Source organism: Halanaerobium saccharolyticum (assembly GCF_003259895.1).
In the GTDB taxonomy this organism is placed as follows: domain Bacteria; phylum Bacillota; class Halanaerobiia; order Halanaerobiales; family Halanaerobiaceae; genus Halanaerobium; species Halanaerobium saccharolyticum_A.
The window spans coordinates 53,882-76,822 of record NZ_QLME01000005.1 but is presented as its reverse complement, the minus strand read 5'-3'; the positions used below and the strand labels follow the sequence as shown (position 1 = coordinate 76,822).

The following is a 22,941-nucleotide window of genomic DNA, read 5'->3' as shown; positions in this document are numbered from 1 at the left end:
AATCACCTGTAAAGATTATTTTTTTTTATGTACTTTTTAATTTGATTCAGAGTTAGATAGCGAATAGAATTCCCTTTTCTAACTTCTTCTCTAATAAAAGAAGAAGATATTTCTATATTCAAACCCTGAAAGGTCAAAATATTATTTAAATAAGGCTGATATTTTTGCTGACTTAAAATTTTTTCAAAATCATAACCAGATCGATTATATACAATAAATTTAGCTTCTGATAATAATAATTCCGGTTCTTTCCATTTAAAAATCTCCGCTAAAGAATCGGCACCTATAATAAAAAAGACCTCTTCTGCATCAAGCTGAGGTACAAATTGAGATAAAGTCTGTGCAGTATAAGAATAGCCATCTTTTTTAATCTCCCAGTCAGAAATAGAAAAATATTGATTTCCAGCTACAGCCAATTTAAGCATTTTAAATCTATCCTGATCAGGTGAAATATCTTTATCTTTTTTATGTGGTGGCTTTCCAGCCGGCATAAAAATTATTTCGGCCAGTGAGAAGCGATTTTTTATCTGTTCCGCTATAATAAAATGTCCTAAATGTGGAGGATCAAAGGTCCCACCAAAAATAGCCACTCTTTTTTTTGACATATTTTTCACCTCTAATTTTATACATCTTTAATTATAAATTATTTTAACAGTCCTTGCAAGTTAAATGACCATTAAAAGAGGAGTTTTAAACTTTAAATAGAAATAATTAATTAGAAAGCGAAAAAATGGAGGTTTTAAAAATGCTTTATAAATTTAAAAAGAAAAGTCCCACTACTGCGGCAAATACTTTTATTGCTCCCGGAAGCAGAGTGATAGGAGATGTAGAAATTGCGAAGCACAGCAGCATCTGGTATAATACTGTACTCAGAGCTGATATGGCAGAAATTAAAATAGGTGAATACTCAAATGTTCAGGAGAACTCAACTGTTCATGTTAAGCAGAACCAGGGAGTTGAAATTGGTGATTATGTAACTATTGGCCATAATGCAGTAATTCATGCCTGTAAAATTGGTAGCAAATCACTAATTGGAATGAATGCTACAATTCTAAGTGGTGCCTGGATTGGTGAAGGTTCAATTGTCGGAGCCGGAGCAGTAGTACCAGAAAACGCTGAAATTCCTCCCGGAAGCCTGGTTTTGGGAGTCCCTGCTAAAGTGATACGCAGCATAACCAAAGAAAAGATTATTGAATTAAAACAACATGCAGTTCATTACGCTGATCTTGCTGCCAGACAGGAGGACATTGAAGAAATCAAATAACATTAATTACGCCTCCAGTCTAAAAACTGGAGGCAGTTTTAATTTAAACTATTTTTTTATTGAAATCAATTACAAAAATAAGCTTATTCTGTAAAAACTTCCTTTGCAATTTCTACAGCTTCTTTTGCATCTCTGGCATAAAAATCTGCATCTATCATCTCCGCATAATCAGTAGTTAATACAGCACCACCAACCATGATCTGACACTCGGGAGACTGCTCTCGAACTGCTTTAATCGTTTTTTCCATATTTTTAACAGTGGTGGTCATTAGTGCACTTAATCCTAAAAGTTTAACCTCATTTTCCACAACAGATTTAACTACTTCTCTGATATTCACATTCCGTCCCAGATCAATGATCTGATAACCGTAGTTTTCGAGCACAGTTTTAACTATATTTTTTCCAATATCATGAACATCACCTTTAACAGTAGCCATTACAATTTTACCTTTAGAAATATCTCTACCACCTGTGCGCGCCATTTCTTCTTTTAAAACGGAAAAAGCTTCTTTTACAGTCTCAGCTGACTGTACCAGCTGTGGCAAAAAGATATCTCCTTTTTCGTAGCGTTCACCCACCATATCAAGAGCAGGTATCAGATACTCATTTACCACTTCTAAAGCTTCTTTCTCTTTTAAAATGGCTTTAGTCAAACGAGCAGATTCACTTTTTAAACCTCTAATAATTACGGTCTGTAAATCATTTTCTTCATTCAAATCTTCTTTTTCCGCTTCAGGTTCAGATTTATTCTCAAGTTCAGACATATATTCAATATATTGAGCAGCACCCTGATCAATATTATTTAACACAGCAGCTGCTTTAACTGCCGCCATCATCTCAACATCATTTGGATCAATAATTGGAAGATTTAAACCCTGATAAAGGGCCATTGATAAAAAAGTCCTATTCAAAACAGGTCGAGCCGGTAAGCCAAACGAAACATTAGAGACTCCGAGAGTTGTTTTAACTCCCAACTTTTCTTTAACCATCTTTACTGCTTTTAAAGTTTCCCTGACCCCCTCCTGCTGAGCAGAAGCAGTAAGTGTCAGGCAGTCAATAATAATCTTATCTCTGCTAATTCCATGTTCAGCTGCTCTGCTGACTATTCTTTCGGCAATTTCAAAACGTCCCTCAGCAGTTGTAGGTATTCCATCATCATCCATAGTCAAACCAATAACTGCTGCTCCATATTTTTTAACAGCCGGTAAAGTTTTCTCCAGCACTTCAAGTTCTCCATTAACTGAATTGACAATTGCTGTTCCATTATAATATCTTATGGCCTCATCTATAACCTCTGGATTACTGGAATCAATCTGTAAGGGAATATCCAGAATCCCCTGCAGTTCCGTGATCAGTTTAACCATCACTTTTTTTTCGTCTATCTCCGGCAGCCCAAGATTAACATCCAGAATATCTGCTCCAGCATCTACTTCTTCTACAGCCACTTTTAGAATATAGTCTAAATCACCATTTCTTAAAGCTTCTTTAAAGGCAGCTTTTCCGGTTGGATTAATTCTTTCTCCCACCACATTAACTCCAGCCAGATTAACATACTGAGAAGGGGAACAGGCAAGACTTTCTTTTACAACTTCTCGCTCTTTAACCTTTTTATTTTTTAAATTCTCAGCAATCAAAGAAATAAACTCTTCATTTGTTCCACAACAGCCTCCAATAACCGCCAGTCCTTTTTCGTAAAGTCGGGCTAAAGGTTTATAATATTCCGCTGGAGAGATCTTAAATACTGTTTCTCCATTCTCCATTACTGGCAAACCAGCATTTGCCTGCAGAATAACCGGAAGTTTAGAATATTGAAGCACCTCTTCAACCAGAGGTTCCAATTTTTCCGGTCCCAGAGAGCAGTTGAGTCCAATTCCATCTACTCCCAGTCCTTCCAGTACAGAAATCATGGAGCGGATACTGCCACCGGTAAAAGTTCTACCGTCCTCTTCAAAAGTTAAAGTACAGAAAATAGACAGATTAGAATTTTCCTTTGCTGCCAGTACAGCTGCTCGAGCTTCATAGAGATCAGCTATTGTTTCTATATGGATTAAGTCAGCCCCATGCTCAACTCCAACAAGTACCTGCTGCTGATAAAGGTTGTAAGCTTCATCAAAACTCAGGCTGCCCATTGGTTCCAAAAGTTCTCCCAGAGGTCCCATATCAAGGGCTACAGCTGCATCAATTCCAGATTCAATTACTGCCTGCCGGGCGTTCTGAACAGCAGCAGAGATTACTTCTTCTACAGAATAATCTGTTTCTTCCATTTTTAAAGCGTTGGCTCCAAATGTATTGGTAGTTAAAATCTCAGCTCCGGACTTTAAATAACTTTTATGAATCTCAACAATCTCTTCCCTTTTTTCTATATTCAATTTTTCAGGAACATCACCGGCCTTCAAACCCCGCTGCTGCAGCACTGTTCCCATAGCTCCATCAAATAATATTATTTTTTTCCCCAGTTTATCCTTTAGCTCCACAATAAATCCCCTTTCTTCTCAGCTCACAGTCTTGATATAAAATACAATTTTTGCAGTGTCTTATCTCAAATTCTAAATCTCTATCTTTTGAATTTTCGCTTTCGCTGCCTATATCTTTGCGCTCTTCAGCCTGCTGATCAACTTCAGTTTTTTCTGCAATAACTCCAATAATTGCAGTTACAGATTTAGTCGGAATCAGCATATTATATTTGGAAGCAGTTAAACCAATTTTTTTTGGTGCCTCTAAAATCCTTAAAACTTCTTTTTGAATCTCAATTCCCAGATCTCCGTAACCAGGACTATAACGAAAGGTAATATCCTCATTACCAGCTGCCAGAACTTCTTTTTTGATCTCAGCTTCGACCTGATCACAGCCTGCTTCGATAGCTGTGGTGGCACAGGCATCAAAAATCATCGATTTTGTAACTGAAACTTTTTCGTAATAGGAAATTTTTTTATCAACCTGAGCTCCCAGGGTAGCAGCCATTATATAGATTTCTCCGTAATTTTTTAAATGTTTTTTTATGCTTTTCCCTTCGAGGGTTAAAGTTGTACCCTTTACCTTTATCCCATTCTCATTCAGTTCAATCGGGAATTTTTGATACAGATAACGAAAATTAATCAAATTTTTAATTTCAGCTGTCGCTTCTGCAATTAAACGGTTAATATTGTCATCTTCTAAATCCTTAGAAGTCTGCAAATATCTTAAAACTTCGGTTCTTTCAATTTCTAATTCCATTTTAATCAGCCTTTTTTCCATTGATATGAGTAATCAAAGATCCAACTGCTTCTTTAATTCTACGGGCAACATAGGGGTTGTTCATTGTATAAAGGTGGATTCCATCAACTTCACTGGAAATCAAGTCAACTATCTGCTCAACTGCATAGGCAATCCCCGCATCTCGTAAAGCCTCCGGATTATCTTCATATTTATCTAAAATCTTCTGGAATTTTTCGGGAAAATATGCATCAGATAATTCTATAATTCTCCCTACCTGTTTTTTGTTGATAACCGGCATAATTCCTGCTTCAATGGGAACATTTATTCCTTTTTTTTCTGCTTTATTGCGAAATTTATAAAAAAGTGAGTTATCAAAGAACATCTGTGAAATTAAATAATCAACTCCAAAATCTACCTTTTGTTTTAAATATTCAAGATCCTGTTCTAAACTATCTGTTTCTAAATGTCCTTCCGGATAACAGGCAGCAGCTACTCCAAAGTCATTATTTTTATTTATATGTTCAATCAACTGATAGGCATAATTATAATCACCAATAGCCTCACCATCTACCTGTTTATCTCCTCTTAAAGCCAGAATATTTTCTATGCTTTTACTCTCCAGACGGGCCAGAATTTTATTTAATGTCTCCTGGTCAGAATTGATACAGGTTAAATGGGCTAGAGCTTCTACATCATATTTTTCTTTGATGATTGAAGAAAGCTCACAGGTTCTATTTTTTCTAACCCCTCCACCAGCTCCATAGGTGACACTGATATAATCCGGGTCAATATCCTTTAATTCTTCTAGGGTTTGGTAAATATTGTCTATTGGAACATCAGGTCTGGGTGGGAAAACTTCCAGCGAAAATACTACTTCTTTTTCCTCAAAAATATTTTTAATCTTCATTTTTATCCTCCTCGAGCTGCTCTACTGCTATTTAAATTATTTAGTTATAGCTCCTGCTAATAATTGCTTTCTTTACTCACTACTTGTTGTTGAAAAATATCATAAAAACAAAAATCCACTTCCTGAGTAGAAGTGGAGTACACAACTACTTATCTTTCAGGCTCAACCTGCTGGATTTAGCACCGGGCAGTATATAACTGCTGGTTGCCGGGTTTCGCAGGGCCAGATCCCTCCACCACTCTTGATAAGACAATATTCTATTTTTAATCACTTTACCATATTAAAAGATTTGTGTCAAGAAATTTAATCCCTGGCCAGCTCAGAATAACCTGCTTCTTTTAAATCATTTAGTATTTCAATTAGATCAATTAAATGAGCTGCTGCTGATTGTTTACCAGCATTTTGATAATATTCTCGGTGTGCTTTTAAAAATTCACTCTTTTCATACTGTCTGATGGAACTTCCGAGATCTTTAAGGGAGGTATGGAGATCAATTAACTGAGAAACAAGCTCTGGAGCCAAATATTCAGAGTATTTCATGTTTATGACTTCCCAGATATCCTCAGCTTTTTCATCAAAATAATCATAATTATCTTCATTAAAAAACACTTCTATATTTAAACGGCTTAACACTTCTTCTTCTGATAAATTTTCCAGCTCATTTAAAAACTCTGCTCTTTTTGTACTTAAAACTTTCGCATTCTGGTCATGATCCTGGCTGCTAAAATCAACATCTGCTTCAAAGCTAAAAGCCCTGGTAGCAATTCCATCCCGCAGACGATTAATATTGCGGCTGATTAAATAGTCAATATCGACATGAACAATCTCCCATAATTTATTTTTTGATCTAACCAGCAGGGTATCGATGATAAAGAGAGTAAAGGCTACCCCGATTAATTCTGAAAAAAGATTTAAAGAAAGATCCGGACTGTATTTCCGCATTCTCCAGACAAAAAATAGACTAAAGATAACTGTTAAAAAAACAATTACCGGAATATCTGATTTTTCCAGCATCTTTGAATTGAGTTTTTCTCTGAGAGTCTTTTTCTTCTGCACTGTATTAACCTCCTCAAATTTTTGACCTATCTAGGCCTTACAATTTTCATTTTCACATTCCTCATTTTGATATTCTATCTCTACTGTTACATGATCTATTTCTTCTGCGGCGAGTAATTCTTTAATTTTCGATTTAAGCTTTATTATTTCTTCTTTTGAAAATTGATCTGGAATAATTACATGGGTACTGAGAAAATTCTTTTCTCCATCTAAGGTCCAGATATGGGTATGATGAACTGCAAGCGCCTGGGTCTCTGCTGCTATTTTCTGCTGCAGTGCTCCGATCTCAATTCCAGGTGGAACTCTCTGCAAAAAAATATTTAAGATTTTTTTCAACTTAGAAATTACATTATATAAAATGTAGATATTAATTGCTAATGAAAGCAGTGGATCTAAGATTGGAAGATCTTTGTAAATTAAAACAATACTAACTATTAGAACTGCAATCCAGCCTAAAACATCTTCTAAAAGATGCCAGCTGACAACATCTTTATTTAAAGAGCCTCCACCTCTTAATTTAAAAACAGCAATCCCATTAACTATTATCCCTAAAATGGCCAGGTACAGCATCCCTTCTGGACGTAAAGCCTGAGGAGCAAAGATTCTGGGAATAACCTTTGTTAAGATAAAAACGGATCCTAAAATTAAGACTAAACTGTTGATTAAGGCTCCTAAAAGCGAAAAGCGAGCATAGCCATAGCTAAAATCTTTATCTGATCCTTTTTGAGAATAATTTTCTAGATACCAGGACATTGCTAAGGAAAGCGAATCTCCTAAATCATGCAGGGCATCAGACAAAATAGCCATACTGTTAGTTAAAAAGCCGCCAATAATCTCAATAATGGTAAAAGATAGATTTAAGAAAAAAGCCAGTTTGATATTTGAAGTATTTGAATGTTCATGATTATGTTCACTCATTCTGATCACAATTATTTTCCATAATTTAGTCTCCTTCTGGATTTTTTATCTTCCAGAGATAATTATATCATTAAAAAAATATAGACTGCTGTTAAATAATTAATATTATTCTTTTATTTTAAATTAAAAATTTTAAACAGCTCAGCTTATTGACATTAAAGGCTCATTCTGTTAAAATAATTTAGGTAATGCCCCCGTAGCTCAGTGGATAGAGCAAAGGCCTCCGAAGCCTTGAGCGTAGGTTCGACTCCTACCGGGGGCACCATTTGTTTATATAAGGTTAAGCATTTTCAAGATCAGAAGCTAATTCTTCTGGCTCCATACTTATCATTTCTACTCCATACTGGTTTAACTCGAAAAGAAATGAAACTCGATCCATACCTACCATTTCTGCCGCCATTCCTGAAGATATTCGTTTGAGTTCAAATAGTTTGACCGCCATTGCCATTATAATCATTTCTAGAAAATACTCCTATCCCTTTATTGTTGTTATCTCCAATCCAAATATAGTTAGAGAATTCCTGCCAGGAACCTTTTTTAGCTGGATTTTCACACTCCTGAACTATTAGTAAATCAGGATCCAACTCTAAAACATACTCCTTTTTCTTTCTTAAAGCCATATTGCAATTCCATGTTAATATCTTAATGCTTTTGCCCCCTACTGCCTAAAAATAAATTAATTCAAGATATCTCTTTTAATATTTCTTCAATTTCAGGTTTAGTTTCTGGTAAATTAACTGTAACAATCTGCCAAATAATATTCAAATCCACACCAAAATACTCATGAATAACAATGTTTCTCAACCCAATCATTCGTCCCCAGGGAACACTTTTATTTTCTTCATAGATTCTTTCGGATAATTTATTTGCTGCTTCCCCTATAATTTCTACATTTCTCAAAACTGCATCAATAGTTTTATCATCTTTTTTAAAATCTTCTTTTGTCATCTTTTCAGTATAATTAAATATTTTATTCATTGCCTTAATGATATCCTTTAAAAACAAAAGATCTCTTCTCATTGGTATATCACATCTCTTAATATTTCTTCTTTTAATTCTGACTTTAAAGCCTCTACAGTTACTAAATCAACCTCTCGCTCTAAACTTTCTTCCAAAAACTGCTTTAAATCTATAAATTCCCAGCCTATATCTTCAGAAAACTGAACTAGAATATCTACATCGCTATCTTCATTAGCTTCATTTCTTGCAAATGATCCGAAAAGACCGATACTTTTAACCTTATAATTCTTTTCTAAAATCGGCTTTAAATCTCTTAGCTTTTTCTTAAGATCTTTGTTATCCATATTTTAACTCCTTCCTACTCTAGAGTAAACTACCTGCTAATACTATTATATCAATTTTATTATTCTATAACAAAAAACTTTAGTTAGTTAAAAGTCTAATCTTCTCCCGTTCACCTTCAACCACTCCTTCTTTTCATTAATATCAGGAATTATAGCAGCTACTGTTGCCCAGAAATCCCTAGAATGGTTGTCATGTATTAGGTGCGTAAGCTCATGTACCACCAGATAATCCACAATAGACATTGGTGCCATGATAATCTTCCAGTTAAAGTTCAGGTTATCTTTACTGCTACAGCTGCCCCATCTTTTTTTCTGCTTTTTTACAACTACATTATTGGGCTGCACATCAAGTTTATCCTTATATTTTTCTACTCTCTCATTAATTTTTTCTTTTGCATGTTCACGATACCACTCTATTAAAACATCTCTAATTTCTTCTCTTCTCTGCTCATCATTTTCTTTTAACTTTTCAGGATAGTTGATAATGAACTTACCCTGATAAAGTTTAACTTCTACCTTTGATATTTCTGCTGGTGATACTTCCAGTCTGTATCTTCTGCCTAAATAAGGAAGTTTCTCCCCGGTCATAAATTCTTTTTCTTTTGGTGCTGGCTTAATCTTGTCCATTTCCTTTAATTTGGAAAGAATCCAGTTAGTTTTTTTCTTTAGTACCTCTTCTATTTTAGTTTCTGCTGTATTTTTTGGAGATCTAACTATTAAATTCCTCTTATGATCAACAATGATCCCCATTGTTTTGCGACTGCTACGTATTATTTTGTATTTTAGTACTTGATTTGCAAGTTTAATTTTTTCCATTTCAATCTCCCAACTTAAAATAATTCAGTTCTTCCTAGACTCTCAGATTACTTATTTTTAGTGTACACTTCTGCCGGAGTATGTCCTTTTAAAACCCACTGTCTGGTATTATTATGAAAATCATTAATCAGCTGAATAAGCTCATCTTTATTTTCAAAAACATCAATTTCAAAACTCTCAGCTAAAATTCGTATTATTTCTCCTGTACTGATATTGTTTTTTATCAGCAGTGAAAAATTAAATATGAGCATTTCCGCATCCTCGGCTGACAGCTTATAAGTTTTTATCAGTTTCTTTTTAAATCTCCGCTGGGCAAGATTCCAGCTTGGATGACCTTTTTGATAGGCATTTTCTACAGCTTTTTTGGAGGGGATAAAATAATCCAGGCCACTTCTACTTTCTCTTTCAATTAGAATTTCACGTGCATCTTCCACAGCGGTTACAATAAAAAACGGGCCGATACTATAGGCAATCATGGAAGACTGAGCATATTCTAAAACAACATCTAAAGGATCAACTCTCTCCTCTATTTTCATATATCTTGTTAATGATTCATATAGCAGATCAGGAGTTAAAACTCCATAATAAATCGCACTACCAACCGCATATTTTATATAATTATCATTTAATTTAATCTGTTTTTGTACACTTTTTTTATTTAAGATAGATTTTATTTTGAACCTTAATTCTTCAGGGATTAGAAAAAGAGCTGTATCCTGATGACGGCCAAAAAACACAACCCCTCTCGCCTGAAAATAGTCTGCAATATAATAAACTATTTCATTAAGTTCAAAATAAGCGGCAGAATAATTTTCACAACGGGATATTATTTCTTTTAAAAATTCAATCTGATCTGAACCTAAGAGCAAGATCCAGGATTCCAGATTATCATTAATTCTTTTAATAAGCTCTTCAATAAGAGCAGCCTTATTAAGCTGACTAATACCATGAAAATCCCAAAGCTTTCTGGTTTCTGTTAGTTCCTTTTTGGTTAGATTCGCTAATAATTTTTGATAATCGTAATTCGGCTCAATATAATTTAGTTCACCAACCCAGTTATTTTTGTTCATTAACTCAACCCCCATTAAAATTTAGAATTTAACAGTCTGGACAACTGCTTAATTTTATCAACTTTTATCTTACTGCTATTATATTCGCTTTTTATTTAAAACATAAATATATTCTGAGAGAGCTTAATTATCTTGTTAGTTAAACTCTCGTATTTCTGCTTAAACTCGTCATATTTGATCAGATGAACCTTGGTTGTTTTTCGCATCTTCTGAAGAACTTCAGTCTTCTGACGCCAGAGATCAATCTTAGTGTACTCACTTAAGTCATTAAAGATATTCTGAGTAACTTCTTTGACAGTTTTGTTTACATAAGGCTCATTGCTCCCTTTACCTGCAGTATATTCACCAGGCTCTTCTGCAACTTTGCCCTTTTCTTCTTTATCTCTCTCATTTAAAAGAAGTTCATAGAGGGCAAATTCTTTCTTGTTTAACCCCAGTTTTTCTGCCTTCGACTGGACTGTTCTCATATCATTAATAATATCCTTCATCTCACCAATCTGTTCTAAAAGACTCATCTGATTATTTTTACGCTTCTCGATGATCTCTTCCAGTCGCTCACTTAGTTTTTTATAATAGACAGGGTTTTCATCCATCTGTACATTGATTTCTTTCTTTATCGCATGCTCCATCTCACTGGCTTTAGCCTTATCAGATTTTAAGTCATCTAGAGTTTCTTCAAACTCTTTCTCATCAAGTATAGATACTGGCTCATGTAGGACTCTGACACTGCTTGCTCTGATATGATCATCAATTAGCTTTTTAACCTTTTCTCCCACACCTTTGATATCAATACTGTCATCACGATACCTATTTCTAACGGCTGTCTGGATTTTGCTCAGCTTATATAAATCACCCCTGTAAGGATCAGCTATTGGATGAGGCATAATGATATCCATACTCTTAGCAAAGTCCTTAAAGTCATTTTTGAAGTCATTTCTCTTCTCTTCGTCTTCAAAGAGCTCAATACAGGCTTCCAGGTCACTCATATCTGTATTTCTAAAATATTTCATTACCTCTCTATGATTAGCTTCCAGTCTTGGCTTCTCATCTTCAATTGGAGTTACAGCATTTTCCACATCAGAAGGATTAAAGATAGCCAGTGCCTTTTTAAGATTATCAAAGACTCCATAATAATCTACTACCAGACCATAATTCTTCTCAGGATAAACTCTGTTAACTCGGGCTATAGCCTGCAGCAAGTTATGTTCTTTCAGAGACTTATCCAAATACATAACCTGCTCAACTGGAGCATCAAAACCAGTCAGAAGCATATCACAAACGATGATTATTTTAAGTGAAGAGCGAGGATTCTTAAACCTTTCAACTATTCTAGACTTCTGATCATTATCAACACTGTATTTTTTAAGCAAGCCCTCATCATTGTGCCCGCCAGAGATTAATACAGCTGCTTCTGGACCATCTAACTCATCAATCGCCTCTTTATACCTGACTGCTGCCTGTCTGCTTACGGCCACAATTTGAGCCTTAAAAGGGGCGATCTTTTCCGTATAATGTTTAATAATATCTAGGGAAATAGTTTTAATTCTGGAACTTGCTTCAGCTATGTCATTTTCAGTAGCGTATTTTTCTTTTATCTTCTGTTTCTCTTCATCTGAATATCTGTGGAAGGTTTGATCAAAGACTTCATCTAAAGTTCTATCCTCCACATGTAAATCAGCCATCCTGCTCTCATATTTGATCGGCAGAGTAGCATTGTCGGCAACTGATTCTTCTATCGTGTAAGTATCAATATAGTCACCGAAGGTTCTTAAGGTGCTTCTTGATTCTTTGTCAATTGGTGTTCCAGTAAAACCTATGTAAGCTGCATTTGGTAGAGCTCTTCTCATATTGGAAGCTAAATCTTTAAACTGAGTTCTGTGGGCTTCGTCAGCCATTACAAATACATTCTCTCTTTCAGTTAAAACAGGATATTTTTCTTCTTCATGTTCCTGAAACTTATGGATAGTAGTCATAATAGTTCTGCCTGCTTCAGAAGATAATAGGTCTTTTAAGTCTTTTACACTGGCTGCTCTTTCTGGATTAGGAAAGCCACACTTTTTAAAAGTACCACTGATCTGTTCATCAAGGTCAACCCTATCTGTTACGATCAGCATCGTTGGATTACCGATATCTTTCATTCTTCTCAGTTTAAGAGCTAAAAAGAGCATGGTTAAAGACTTACCTGAACCCTGAGTATGCCAGACAGTTCCGTTTCTGTCTTCTAAACACTCAGCATTTTTTATTCTTTCTACTGCTTTCTGTACAGCTCTGTACTGCTGGTAGCGGCAGGCCATTTTAACTTTAGCATTGCCCTTGTCTTCAAAAACAGTAAAGTTCCTGATAATATCTAAAAATCTATTCTTTTTGAAAAGTGAGAAAAGAAGTATATCCTGTCCTGTAGGCTCTTTCCCCAGTAGTTCTGCCAAAGAGTCTTTAGTATAGGGATAAGGATCTTTCCAGCCTTTAAATGCCTGTGCTGGAGCACCTACTGTAGCAGAGGTAGCTGAGTCACCCCAGGCGGCAACAAGCAGTTGATTGGGGTAAAATAGTTCTTCTGCACCTTCCTCAGTATCATCACTTCTTATATTTTGATATCTTCTCAGCTGATTTATTGCCTCTTCTTCTGGCTCATTACAGGTAGTATTATTTTTGCATTCTATTACAGCCAGAGGTAAACCGTTAACAAACAGAGTTATGTCAGGTTTAATCGGATCTTTTCCTTTGACTCGAAATTGGTTGATTGCTATAAAGGAGTTGTTATCAATGTCCTCATAATCTATGTACTTAATAGTCTGGTTCTTCTTGCCATGACCTATATCCTGCTGTAAACTGATGTGATTAATCAGTTTATCATAGATCATCTCATTGGCTGCCATTAAAGAATTAGCTTTTAGGCGAGCAGGCCTGATCTCATTAACTGCCTTATTCAAGTTATTCTCATTGATCCAGGGATTGATTCTTTTGAGTGCACTCTTAAGCTCCTCAATTAAAATCACCTGGTGTTCTGATTCTCTTTGAGGCAGCTCTGTAAAATCTTTGTCCAGCTGATCATAGACTTTATAGCCTAAAGTATCCAATAAATCTAAAGCAGGTTTTTCTGATTGATTATACTCATCCCAATTTCCAGTCATTTTCTAAACCTCCATATCTGTATTTACTCTAATCTCTCCTGTTAATAGTTTCTGCATTAAACCTTTTTTAAGTCGCTCCAGTTTAGCTTTGTATTCTTTCTCTTTTTTTATCTTAGTATCTACTGTTAATAGAATTGATGCTATTTTCTTTTGTTCTTCTAGAGAAGGAACTGGTAAAGATAAATTAGAAAATGTTGTCTTATTCATTATCGGTACAGCTTGATTAGAAATATAACTTTTATATATTCTAAAGTTCTTATTCAAACAATAATATACAAACTCATTGTCATATTTATTATTGCAAATTATCGAATTGATTTGTTGATTAGTACTTAACTCTATTCCAGCAATTCCCATCTTTCCTATTGTTGCTCCAATACAAGTTATTAAAATAGACCCTTTAGGGAGTTTTCTTGTCTTTTCAAAACCAATTTCAGATAGCTTTTTTTCAGAATTATATATATATTTATTATCAGTAAGATCTCCTGGTCCAACTAATAGTTTGTAGCCTCCATAATTCTCTTCATCTGCAGTTCTCGGAGTAGAACCTGTAATTACTTTTCCAGTGTTTTTTACCTGTTTTATTTCCCAACTCTTAGGAATCTCACCAAACTGGCTATCCTTAAACTCACTATGCCCAATCCCTTTAGTAAGTAACTCCTGCATCAATCCTTTTTTCAGTTCTTTTGTTTCTTCTATTACTTCATCAGTTTTTTCTATTGACTTATCTACTGATGATAGAATTGATGCTATTCTTTTCTGCTCAGAGAGAGGTGGGACAGGAATATTTACACTCCTAACATTAGTCCTACTGATCTCTAAAAAAGTACTCCCTCCTGCTAGAGCCTCCAAACGTGGAGTAATATAACGTAACAAATATAACAAGTAGTAATTATAAACTTTATTTTCATCGCAAATTATATTAGCAAATCCCTGATTTGTTGTCAGGGGAACCTTATTAATAACTGTTTCACCTATAGTGGCACGGCTACTCATAATTACTGTACCAGGAGGTAATAATTTAACAGAACTATTTTCAAATCCTTTTTCTGTAATATATTCATCAGTTTCACTAATCTCATTAATCAATTTCCCAGTCAATTGGGAAGGGGTAAGCCAGGGAATATCTCCTCCCCAATACTCATCTGTACTCCTTCTTGGAGTATTACCTCCAGTTACTTTACCAACATCACTTAAACGCTCAACTTTCCAATCATTTGGAATAACTCCAATGGAAGTATTTCTGTATCCCTCTTTAACCATTATAACCAAGCTCCTTAAGATAGCTAATCATCTCTGATTCTATCTCATCTCTTTCTTTTTCTAGCTGATCAAGCTCAGTTAAAACTTCTGCCACATCTACAGGCTCTTCCTCTTCTGTGGTATCAACATAGCGAGGTACATTTAAATTGAAATCATTTCTCTCTATTTCCTCCATATCAGCAACTCTACAATATTTCTCTATATCATCAAAGTTGTGATAGGCATCTAAAATCTTTTCTAAGTCTTTCTCTCTTAAGAAGTTCTGGTTGCTTCCTTCTTCATAATCTTCCTCACCATAGATAAAAATAACCTTGTCTTTTCTTTCAGCAGGCTTATTCTTATTCAACATTAAAATACAGCCAGGTGAAGAGGTATTGTAAAATAAATTAGATGGCAGAGCAATCACAGCTTCAATTAAATCTTCTTTTAAGATTTTCTTTCTGATCTTACCCTCAGAACGGCTGCGGAAAAGCACTCCATTATCTAAAACTACCCCAACCTTACCATCACGATTGGCACTTGCTAACATATGCTGAACCCAGGCCCAGTCCGCAGAGTTTTTAGGGGGGAAACCATAATTGAACCTATTATATGCCTGAGACTCCTTAATATCACCCTTGGCATAGCTCTGATTCCACATTGGATTGGCAATCACTCTGTCAAACTGCTGCAGCTTACCACCATCTTCTAAAAATAGTGGTTCTGTAAAAGTATCGCCTCTTTTAATCTGTGCATCATAAAGATCATGTAAAAACATATTCATCTTAGCAATAGACCAGGTATTTAAGTTTCTTTCCTGACCAAAAAGAGAAATGTTCTCCATTCTATCCTGATCTTCTTTTCTAATATGTTCAGCAGAATAAATAAGCATCCCGCCAGAGCCGCAGGCCGGGTCATAGACACGATCCCCGGACTGAGGATCTAAAATTCTTACTAAAAGCTGAACCACCTCACGGGGAGTATAGAACTCTCCACCTTTTTTACCGGCATCATCAGCAAACTGTCTGATTAAGTACTCATAGGCTCTACCCAGAAGATCAGCATCTTCTAAGTTTTCATTACCTAATTTTAAATCAGTATAATGCTGGATTAACTTTTCTAACACACTGTCAGGTAATCTATCCTTGTCATTGAAATCAACTGTAGTCAGCACTCCTTCTAAAACAGAGTTTTCCTGTTCTAAAACTACAAAGGCTTTATTGATAGCTGCTCCAATATCTTCAGTCTGTTCTTTAATTGCAGACCAGCGAGCTCTTTCAGGAATAAACACCTTTGACTCAGTGTAAAAGTCTGGATCATCTACTACTTCTTCACCGTATTCTTCAATAATGTGCTCTCTGTTCTCCATAAATACATCATTCATTCTTTTTAGAAATAATAGTCCAAATATGTAGTTCTTATAATCTGCGGAATCAATGCTACCTCTTAAAATATTAGCTGATTCCCAGAGATGTGATTCTAATTCTTCTAATGTTAACTTCGACATTTACAATTCCTCCTAGAATAGTTAAGTTCTCACTTATTAATATATTATAAAGTTTAATTAATGCTTTCATAAGCTTCTACCTGATTTTCATATTCATACTTGACCATTTCATAGTCAAGACCCCATTTTTCTTTTGCAGCAGCCATGATTTCGGGATGTTCATCTTGAGATTGAACCCAGTTATAGGCAGCTACCTGGTTTTCATATTCGTACTTAATCATTTCATAATCGGTGTCCCATTTTTCTTTAGCCAGTTTCAATAAGTCAAGATGATCCTCTACTTTTATAAGCCAGTTATAGGCTGCAGTCTGGTTATCAATCTGGTATTTAACCATTTCAAAATCATCTTCCCAGTCTTCTGTTGCCTGCTCCTTTATAACCTCTTGAGCAGCTGCAGAATCAAGAAATAGATCTTCTGGTCCAGCAGCCTGAATCGAAAAAGTGAAGACCAACACAAATATTAAAGCAAGACTTATTCCCAGTTTTCTTCTCATTATTTTTCATCCCCTTTAATTTATTGTAGCTCACTACTCTGACACCGTATTGTCACCAGCAAGAAAATATTTTACCTATTACTATTTATACTTCAATAAATTCTTTAATTTTCCTTTATTGCTGCAGCAGTTATTATTGTCGTAAATTGTAGAAAAAGAGCGGTATAACCAACTATTTTCACTTTATTCTCCACATATATCAGCACACTGGAATAGCCACTCCTAAAGGGTCTCAGAAAGTCATATGCGCTTATTTTTACCTTATCTGGCTATTTGTATGTTAACAGATGAACGCCCTCAAAACAAGCATTTAAAGCCATATAGACTGGATTAAAATATCAGCAGTCTCCATCAGATTTACCTTTATTCACAATGAAGACTGCAGGATTATTTTTGAAGATTAGTCGCTCCAGTGATATTATTAAATCATAGTTTTAAACCAGAAAAGATTTCTCAAAGCTTCACCCTTTCTCAGTCTACTTTTCTGGAAGTACAATCTTCTGATTAACTCTGATCATTGTATCAATTTCATTGACCTTTTTAATGGCTGCTACCATCAGCCGCGGGTCAAAGTCAGAGTTAATCTCTTCTGCTATCTCCCAGAGTGTATCACCTTGCTTTACCACATAAACTTCATTCCAGCTGTAACTGTCAATAATATCATCTGGACCTGTCTGGGCTAGAATTGCAGCTGTCAAAAACATTACTGCCATCAATACAGAAGCTGCGGTTAGTTTATTCATGAGATTTCCTTCCTTTCCTGAGCACTTAACCTACTGAATGTATTTAAGATAGACTTCAACTGCTCAAACTGCTCTTTACTTAAGCTGTTGATCGATATCTTTTTGCTGCTGTCTATACCTTTTTCTCTTTTTACATGTCTGAGGTAATTATAGAGATCTTCTTTCAGCTTAGGATCATCCCCAACTATTTCTTTAATAGCAAGTTCTCTTTCAGTTAGAGAGTTAACTTGATCGTTTTTCAGAGATTTATCTTCCTGAGTCTCACCTTTATTCTTCTTGCCCTGTACCTGGCTGAATGGAATCTCATCAAAATTATAATCATTCTGCTGCTGTACAGCCATTTCTTCCCTGGAAACAAGACCAGAAACACTGAAAGCTCTCTTTAAGGCCATTGATTCAGCAACTTTAAGGATCATAGCTGAAGGATACTGCTCCCAGATCTTAGAATCAGCCTGATATTCATTAAAAGGAGCAAAGATATAAACGGGATAGCTTCTGTCCTTTCTATAAACTAAAGCGTAACTACCGACAATCTGTCGGCGGTTGGTCCCATATTGATGATTAATTCCAGTTTCTTTTCGTCTAAACTTATCATTTTCTCTAACTACATCTGAAACCAGCCCATCATACTGGGGATGCCTATCAGCTATCTTTAGATAACCATCCCTGGAAGTCATAATTGTTGGCTTACCATCTTTCTTCCAGAAAAATATTTCCTTATTGAAAGGATCAAGTCCATAGTTTTTAGCCAGATAGATGAACATTTTAAATTCATCACTGCTTGCATCTCCGGCAACAGTTCGTCTCAGGGTTTCTAACTCCTCTTCAGTAAAAGTAATTAGTTCTTTTTTCTTTCTGTTAATATCAACAACTTTGCTATTTGCACTCATTTTTTATTCCTCCTCTTAATTTAAGGAGACCCAGATTAAATCCAGGCCTCCAATTATATTTAGTCTTCTTCTGGTCTTTGAGCTTCTTCATCACTTAGATCATGGTCACAGTGGGGGCAGTTCCATTCACCCTTCTTACAGGAGCTGTAGGACTTCTTCTTACACTCAGGACATTGCTTTACATACATCTTGATCATCTCCTTTCTCTATTTTTTTGACATAAAAAAATCCCGGCGCCGGCCAGGTTAATTAACTATTATTAACTTTTGATGATTCAGTCTTTCATTAGATTTTCTTCCTGCATACTGATAAAATTATCTCTGCTGCCGATAATTATGTGGTCCACAACATTGATCCCCATTATCTTACCGGCCTTCTGCAGCTTTTTGGTGATAGAGATATCATCACTGCTTGCATCAGCCACACCTGAAGGATGATTGTGAGCTAAAACTATACCCGCTGCATTCTGCAGTATTGCCCGTTTAAAGACCTCTCTTGGAGTAACAAGACTTGAGGTCAATGTACCTGTAGAAACCTCAAATACCCCTGTTACCTTGTTCTTAACGTCAAGGGTAGCGATAGCAAAGACTTCTTCTGCTCTCCGGTCCAGTTCAACCACCTCAACAAAGAGATCTCTTGCCTGAAATGGATTCCTCACATACTTATCAATGTCATACCTTCCACCTGATTCCTTAACAATCCTTAGACTAAACTTCTGAATATTTACCATTACTCTCATCTCCTTTATGTTTTTAGTATTCATTTAAAAGGGCATCTTAAATTCCTGATCATCACTGCTTAAAACTGCAGCTCTTTTCTTCTTTTCCTGCAGCAGTCTGGCTGCTCTTTCCAGCTCATCTTCATCCATTGGCTCAGCATAAGGTCCTAAAGCTCTTTTTGTTCTCCAATCATCACTCGGCACACCATTAACCGGCATAATTTTCACCTCCAAATAAAAAAAGAGACCATCAGCTCTCACTGACAGTCCCCTGAGTTTAATTCTAAGCATTATTCCAGCCTTTCATGAACGCTTCCTTTAATTCTGAGAAAACACTTTCTGATTTAAGCCTGGTTGAATTGGCAGCGATAACTGACTTCTCTATCGCCTTCAGAGCCGCTCTATCGACCTTTGAAGCTGCCACACCGGTGACTTTAGCAACATTCCTGGTTCCAGTAGAAGCAAGTCCAGCTGCCTTTTTAACGCCATTCTCAGCTGTCTGAGCAAGCTTCTTAAAGGCATTGTCACCACTCTTAGAATCAATAATCTTCTCAGCATATTTGAGCTCATCTTTTCTCTTGAGATCCAGCTCTTCCAGCTTACTTAAGACCAGCTCCTGCATAACATCGTTCTCCGCCATCATTGCTCTAACCAGCATCTCTCTCAGTCTTAGAACAGTCTCAACATTATTTTCTTCTTTAAACATAATTATTACCTCCGTATTTTAGTCTTATTTTGACTTTCAACTTAAACAGCAGTTACTCAGAAATTAGATAAAGATCAAAGAGAATAAAGAACAAAGCCAGCAGAATATCTCCACTGAACAAACTCTGCCAGGCTAAAGCACCAAGCAGTAGGATAACAAGTGTTTTAGAAGCCATCTAATTCACCTCCCTTTCATTATTTTGGACTAAGACCACTCCCTTATCTACTCTCACCTCCTTAAATTTAGACATAAAAAAAGAGCTGCCTGAACAGCCTCAGTTAAGAGACTGTCCAGACAGCTCAATGTCTTTAAGTATTCAGTTATGCTCTAGGGGGTGGGGCGTCGAACGTCGATCTGAAATTCATAATTAAGACGTGGTCCCGCTAGAAATTTTGTTCAATTTTTGAGATTGCTAATAGAAAAATAAGCCATTAAAAATGCTAGATATTTTCAAAAACAAGGTACAAATTGCTATATCTGTTTAAGGAGTTATTTCCCTGCTTAATAAACTCCCAAGTTTCTTCATATTCACCTTCGACAGCAAAACTATCCTTTCTAATAAAATCTAAAAACTCTAATTCCCTTTCAAAATAGCTATCACTAAATTCTTCAGCTTTATCTACTTTTTGATTATCATCAACATTTGCATCATTGTGAAGTACATGCTCTAAATTACAGGATAAGTAGTAAGCGTTATATGGAATACCATTTATTTTAGAATGCCTACTCAGTCTATCCATGATGCTACTTTTTTTATCATTTCTTTTCTTTGTGTTTTCAGGATGTCTGGTACATAACTTATCAACATAATAGTAATTCTTATCCCTATCATGTTTTTCGATCAAATCTTCACTGATATATGCTCCGTCAGTATCCAATAAATGAATAATTGCTAAAATATCCCCTTTATTATAATGTTCTTTGTCCAAAAAAGATAATACTTCTTCATTTATTACTTCTATCACATTACGAGAATCAACTCCATTCCTGGTAGTTATATCTCCACGAGCAATTTGAAATTCAATCTCTTTATCCTCAAATATCTCAGAAAAAATAAGACCAAAAGATATTTCCTCCGTTATACCTTCTACTAAGAATAGAATTAATTTTCTAGTCATCAGCATCAACTCTACCAGCAGCCCTAAAAGCTCTGGCTATTTTGTATTCATTTGTTCTCTCATAAACTTCCTCGTCCTGTCCACCTAACTTAATTCCACGATAATAAAAGCTTCTTAAATTATTTGTTTCCTTAACATTGGTAAATCTAATGTATCGATTCTCGGGATTAGTTGTTGTAAAAATCAGTGACTCTTTATTAAGTTTCTCCAGCGGTCTTAGGTTATGAGAAGTAAAGACCAACTGTCCCTTAGCTCTATCCTGAATGATCTCCAGAATTTCACCTAAAAGATATTCAAATATACCAGTATCAAGCTCATCAACAGCCAGACAAATACCGGGCTTATTATACATAGCAATCATTGCACTCAAGATAGATATAATCTTTTTAATTCCATCTGATTCATATCTCAGAGGAATCTTAATCTCTCCTCTTTCTGCCAGCAGCTCTATTTTAATAACTGGATCACCATTCTCATCCAATTCTTCTCCATACTCTTTAATTTTAATTGTTAGCTCTGGAATTATCTCTTTTAAGACGATGTTTAAGTTCTCGATAACATTTTTGACAATAGAGAGGACCCGCTCAGGAACTGTTGTCGGCTCAGACAGAGCTATTGCCAGATCTCCACCTTCTATTCTCTCTGAATCACTAAGCTGAAAACAGAAAGGTATAATTAGATTTGCATTGATCATACCTGAACGAGAATTTCTGATCACAAACAGGTTCATACGAGCATTCTGTTTAATCTCCATTATAATATCAGCAAATTCGTTAAAGGCTTTATTACCCTTATAAATATGATCCATCTCACTAGAAAAAATAAAGGATGTTTGTTCCTTTTTCGCAAGCTCCTTAGCCACTTTAAGATCCACTTTAGCATCTTTATTGTTCTTTGTAAGCAAATTGTAATTCTTTTGGGGACTTAACAACTGCTCCTTCTCATCAAGGTTGTGAGTTATTATCCCCCTCTTATATGTCCAGCCATCTTCTTCAAGTTTCTTATATGATAGATCTTCCTTGATAATAACTGGAGCAGCATTCTCTCTTCTTTCAATTACCATTTCATAAAAGAGTTGATATTTATCTTCTCCCAAAGACATAGAAAAAACAGAATTAATAGCAGCTTCTTTCTCACCCTGGTATATATAATCTTTAATATCTCCAGGCAGAGATTCTCCAAGCAGGACCAGTTTCAGTATCCACAAAGCTTCAATAAAAGCAGTTTTACCAGAACCATTCTGGCCGTATATTCCCAGCACATCTGATGTTTTGGAAAAAAAGTCGTCACTTTTATAACTGTTAAAATCAATCAGCCCCTGCCTAACATTCTTAAAATTATTCAATTGTACCTGCTGCAGACGCAGCATTCTCTCCTTCATTTGATCACCTCCATTGATTAAATTATACAACTATTAGTAATAAAAAGCAACATTTTCAGCAAAATCGATATAAAAAATATCATATTAGATAAAAATTATAGATTATGGACAAAAAAAATAGTCTATCAGTTGATTCTCTTAATAGTTGTTCAGACTAAACCTATATTAAATTTTACGATGTTAAACAAGGTGTACTCATTTCGATTACACCTTACATTATAATAATTTATAGTTAAGCTAAACATGTAAACTGTTCAATCCGTTAAAGTTATCCGCACTTATAGATATGTGCGGAGGTTTTTAACACTTATCAACTGCACCAATCAAATAGCTCAACAAAAAATACCCTGTAACTATTAGTCTACAGGGGAAAATATAAACAATTTAACTTTGACTGATTGAAAGAAATTATTTCTTTTCTTCTTTCTTTTCAATTTCTTTCTTCACAGGTTTTTTCTTAGCTACTTTTTTCTTAGCTTTC

General features: G+C 35.4%; 24 protein-coding genes, 1 tRNA gene and 1 riboswitch. Of the genes, 2 read left to right on the top strand and 23 right to left on the bottom strand.

Annotated elements, in window-relative coordinates:
• Positions 1 to 2: 2 nt before the first annotated feature.
• Complete coding sequence (gene nadD / locus C7958_RS05230) at positions 3 to 605, bottom strand: nicotinate-nucleotide adenylyltransferase (RefSeq protein ID WP_111571610.1); 603 nt, start codon at positions 603 to 605, stop codon at positions 3 to 5.
• 140 nt (positions 606 to 745) lie between these two features.
• On the opposite strand from nadD, the gene C7958_RS05225 reads away from it, so the two are divergent.
• On the top strand, positions 746 to 1,264 hold the full coding sequence (locus C7958_RS05225; protein WP_111571609.1) for a gamma carbonic anhydrase family protein: 519 nt from the start codon (positions 746 to 748) through the stop codon (positions 1,262 to 1,264).
• A gap of 83 nt (positions 1,265 to 1,347) precedes the next feature.
• Here the strand turns inward: C7958_RS05225 and C7958_RS05220 are convergent, their stop codons facing one another.
• The 5 genes from C7958_RS05220 to C7958_RS05200 all read right to left on the bottom strand — a co-directional run bounded on the left by C7958_RS05220 (position 1,348) and on the right by C7958_RS05200 (position 7,340).
• Positions 1,348 to 3,738 carry a homocysteine S-methyltransferase family protein gene (locus tag C7958_RS05220; protein ID WP_111571608.1) on the bottom strand — a complete coding sequence of 797 codons (2,391 nt, stop codon included), beginning with the start codon at positions 3,736 to 3,738 and terminating at the stop codon, positions 1,348 to 1,350.
• Positions 3,722 to 4,477 carry a Vitamin B12 dependent methionine synthase activation subunit gene (locus tag C7958_RS05215; protein ID WP_181453809.1) on the bottom strand — a complete coding sequence of 252 codons (756 nt, stop codon included), beginning with the start codon at positions 4,475 to 4,477 and terminating at the stop codon, positions 3,722 to 3,724. Before C7958_RS05215 ends, C7958_RS05220 begins: the two co-directional genes overlap by 17 nt.
• Before the next feature lies 1 nt (position 4,478).
• Positions 4,479 to 5,366, bottom strand: coding sequence for a methylenetetrahydrofolate reductase [NAD(P)H] (gene metF / locus C7958_RS05210; protein ID WP_111571607.1), 888 nt, complete (start codon positions 5,364 to 5,366; stop codon positions 4,479 to 4,481).
• A gap of 146 nt (positions 5,367 to 5,512) precedes the next feature.
• Positions 5,513 to 5,617: riboswitch (SAM riboswitch) on the bottom strand.
• A gap of 52 nt (positions 5,618 to 5,669) precedes the next feature.
• On the bottom strand, positions 5,670 to 6,422 hold the full coding sequence (locus C7958_RS05205; RefSeq protein WP_111571606.1) for a hypothetical protein: 753 nt from the start codon (positions 6,420 to 6,422) through the stop codon (positions 5,670 to 5,672).
• Positions 6,423 to 6,452: 30 nt separating this feature from the next.
• A complete protein-coding gene (locus C7958_RS05200; protein WP_111571605.1) occupies positions 6,453 to 7,340 on the bottom strand; it encodes a cation diffusion facilitator family transporter in 888 nt (295 codons plus the stop codon).
• A 190-nt stretch (positions 7,341 to 7,530) separates the two neighbouring features.
• Between C7958_RS05200 and C7958_RS05195 the strand changes: the two genes are divergently transcribed.
• Positions 7,531 to 7,605 (top strand) — tRNA-Arg (locus C7958_RS05195).
• 15 nt (positions 7,606 to 7,620) lie between these two features.
• On the opposite strand, the gene C7958_RS05190 is transcribed toward C7958_RS05195, so the two are convergent.
• The 17 genes from C7958_RS05190 to C7958_RS05110 all read right to left on the bottom strand — a co-directional run bounded on the left by C7958_RS05190 (position 7,621) and on the right by C7958_RS05110 (position 22,460).
• Positions 7,621 to 7,797 carry a UPF0175 family protein gene (locus tag C7958_RS05190; protein WP_111571604.1) on the bottom strand — a complete coding sequence of 59 codons (177 nt, stop codon included), beginning with the start codon at positions 7,795 to 7,797 and terminating at the stop codon, positions 7,621 to 7,623.
• Between the two features lie 224 nt (positions 7,798 to 8,021).
• Positions 8,022 to 8,360, bottom strand: coding sequence for a HepT-like ribonuclease domain-containing protein (locus C7958_RS05180; protein ID WP_111571602.1), 339 nt, complete (start codon positions 8,358 to 8,360; stop codon positions 8,022 to 8,024).
• Positions 8,357 to 8,644 (bottom strand): nucleotidyltransferase family protein, encoded by a 288-nt coding sequence (locus tag C7958_RS05175; protein WP_111571601.1) that lies wholly within the window; start codon positions 8,642 to 8,644, stop codon positions 8,357 to 8,359. Before C7958_RS05175 ends, C7958_RS05180 begins: the two co-directional genes overlap by 4 nt.
• A gap of 87 nt (positions 8,645 to 8,731) precedes the next feature.
• A complete protein-coding gene (locus C7958_RS05170) occupies positions 8,732 to 9,460 on the bottom strand; it encodes a M48 family metallopeptidase (protein ID WP_111571600.1) in 729 nt (242 codons plus the stop codon).
• A gap of 47 nt (positions 9,461 to 9,507) precedes the next feature.
• Positions 9,508 to 10,530 carry a hypothetical protein gene (locus tag C7958_RS05165; RefSeq protein ID WP_111571599.1) on the bottom strand — a complete coding sequence of 341 codons (1,023 nt, stop codon included), beginning with the start codon at positions 10,528 to 10,530 and terminating at the stop codon, positions 9,508 to 9,510.
• A gap of 95 nt (positions 10,531 to 10,625) precedes the next feature.
• Positions 10,626 to 13,661, bottom strand: a complete 3,036-nt coding sequence (locus tag C7958_RS05160) for a type I restriction endonuclease subunit R (protein ID WP_111571598.1) — start codon at positions 13,659 to 13,661, stop codon at positions 10,626 to 10,628.
• A 3-nt stretch (positions 13,662 to 13,664) separates the two neighbouring features.
• A complete protein-coding gene (locus tag C7958_RS05155; protein WP_111571597.1) occupies positions 13,665 to 14,924 on the bottom strand; it encodes a restriction endonuclease subunit S in 1,260 nt (419 codons plus the stop codon).
• Positions 14,917 to 16,410 (bottom strand): type I restriction-modification system subunit M, encoded by a 1,494-nt coding sequence (locus C7958_RS05150; RefSeq protein ID WP_111571596.1) that lies wholly within the window; start codon positions 16,408 to 16,410, stop codon positions 14,917 to 14,919. The genes C7958_RS05155 and C7958_RS05150 overlap by 8 nt, the downstream gene beginning before the upstream one ends.
• Positions 16,411 to 16,463: 53 nt before the next feature.
• Positions 16,464 to 16,904 carry a hypothetical protein gene (locus tag C7958_RS05145; RefSeq protein WP_111571595.1) on the bottom strand — a complete coding sequence of 147 codons (441 nt, stop codon included), beginning with the start codon at positions 16,902 to 16,904 and terminating at the stop codon, positions 16,464 to 16,466.
• 476 nt (positions 16,905 to 17,380) lie between these two features.
• On the bottom strand, positions 17,381 to 17,647 hold the full coding sequence (locus C7958_RS05140; RefSeq protein WP_111571594.1) for a LysM peptidoglycan-binding domain-containing protein: 267 nt from the start codon (positions 17,645 to 17,647) through the stop codon (positions 17,381 to 17,383).
• Positions 17,644 to 18,537: a phage recombination protein Bet gene (gene bet, locus C7958_RS05135; RefSeq protein WP_111571593.1), complete on the bottom strand. Its 894-nt coding sequence runs from the start codon at positions 18,535 to 18,537 to the stop codon at positions 17,644 to 17,646. Before bet ends, C7958_RS05140 begins: the two co-directional genes overlap by 4 nt.
• Positions 18,538 to 18,811: 274 nt before the next feature.
• The gene (locus C7958_RS05130) at positions 18,812 to 19,267 is read right to left on the bottom strand and encodes a JAB domain-containing protein (protein WP_089722898.1); all 456 of its coding nucleotides are present in this window, start codon (positions 19,265 to 19,267) and stop codon (positions 18,812 to 18,814) included.
• 33 nt (positions 19,268 to 19,300) lie between these two features.
• Positions 19,301 to 19,474 carry a hypothetical protein gene (locus C7958_RS15600; protein WP_166668493.1) on the bottom strand — a complete coding sequence of 58 codons (174 nt, stop codon included), beginning with the start codon at positions 19,472 to 19,474 and terminating at the stop codon, positions 19,301 to 19,303.
• 64 nt (positions 19,475 to 19,538) lie between these two features.
• Entirely contained in the window at positions 19,539 to 19,961 is a 423-nt protein-coding gene (locus C7958_RS05120) for a hypothetical protein (RefSeq protein WP_111571591.1), read from the bottom strand.
• Between the two features lie 52 nt (positions 19,962 to 20,013).
• The gene (locus C7958_RS15890; protein ID WP_258394132.1) at positions 20,014 to 20,136 is read right to left on the bottom strand and encodes a hypothetical protein; all 123 of its coding nucleotides are present in this window, start codon (positions 20,134 to 20,136) and stop codon (positions 20,014 to 20,016) included.
• A gap of 265 nt (positions 20,137 to 20,401) precedes the next feature.
• Entirely contained in the window at positions 20,402 to 21,079 is a 678-nt protein-coding gene (locus tag C7958_RS05115; RefSeq protein WP_111571590.1) for a hypothetical protein, read from the bottom strand.
• The gene (locus C7958_RS05110) at positions 21,072 to 22,460 is read right to left on the bottom strand and encodes an AAA family ATPase (RefSeq protein ID WP_111571589.1); all 1,389 of its coding nucleotides are present in this window, start codon (positions 22,458 to 22,460) and stop codon (positions 21,072 to 21,074) included. Before C7958_RS05110 ends, C7958_RS05115 begins: the two co-directional genes overlap by 8 nt.
• Positions 22,461 to 22,941: the final 481 nt, after the last annotated feature.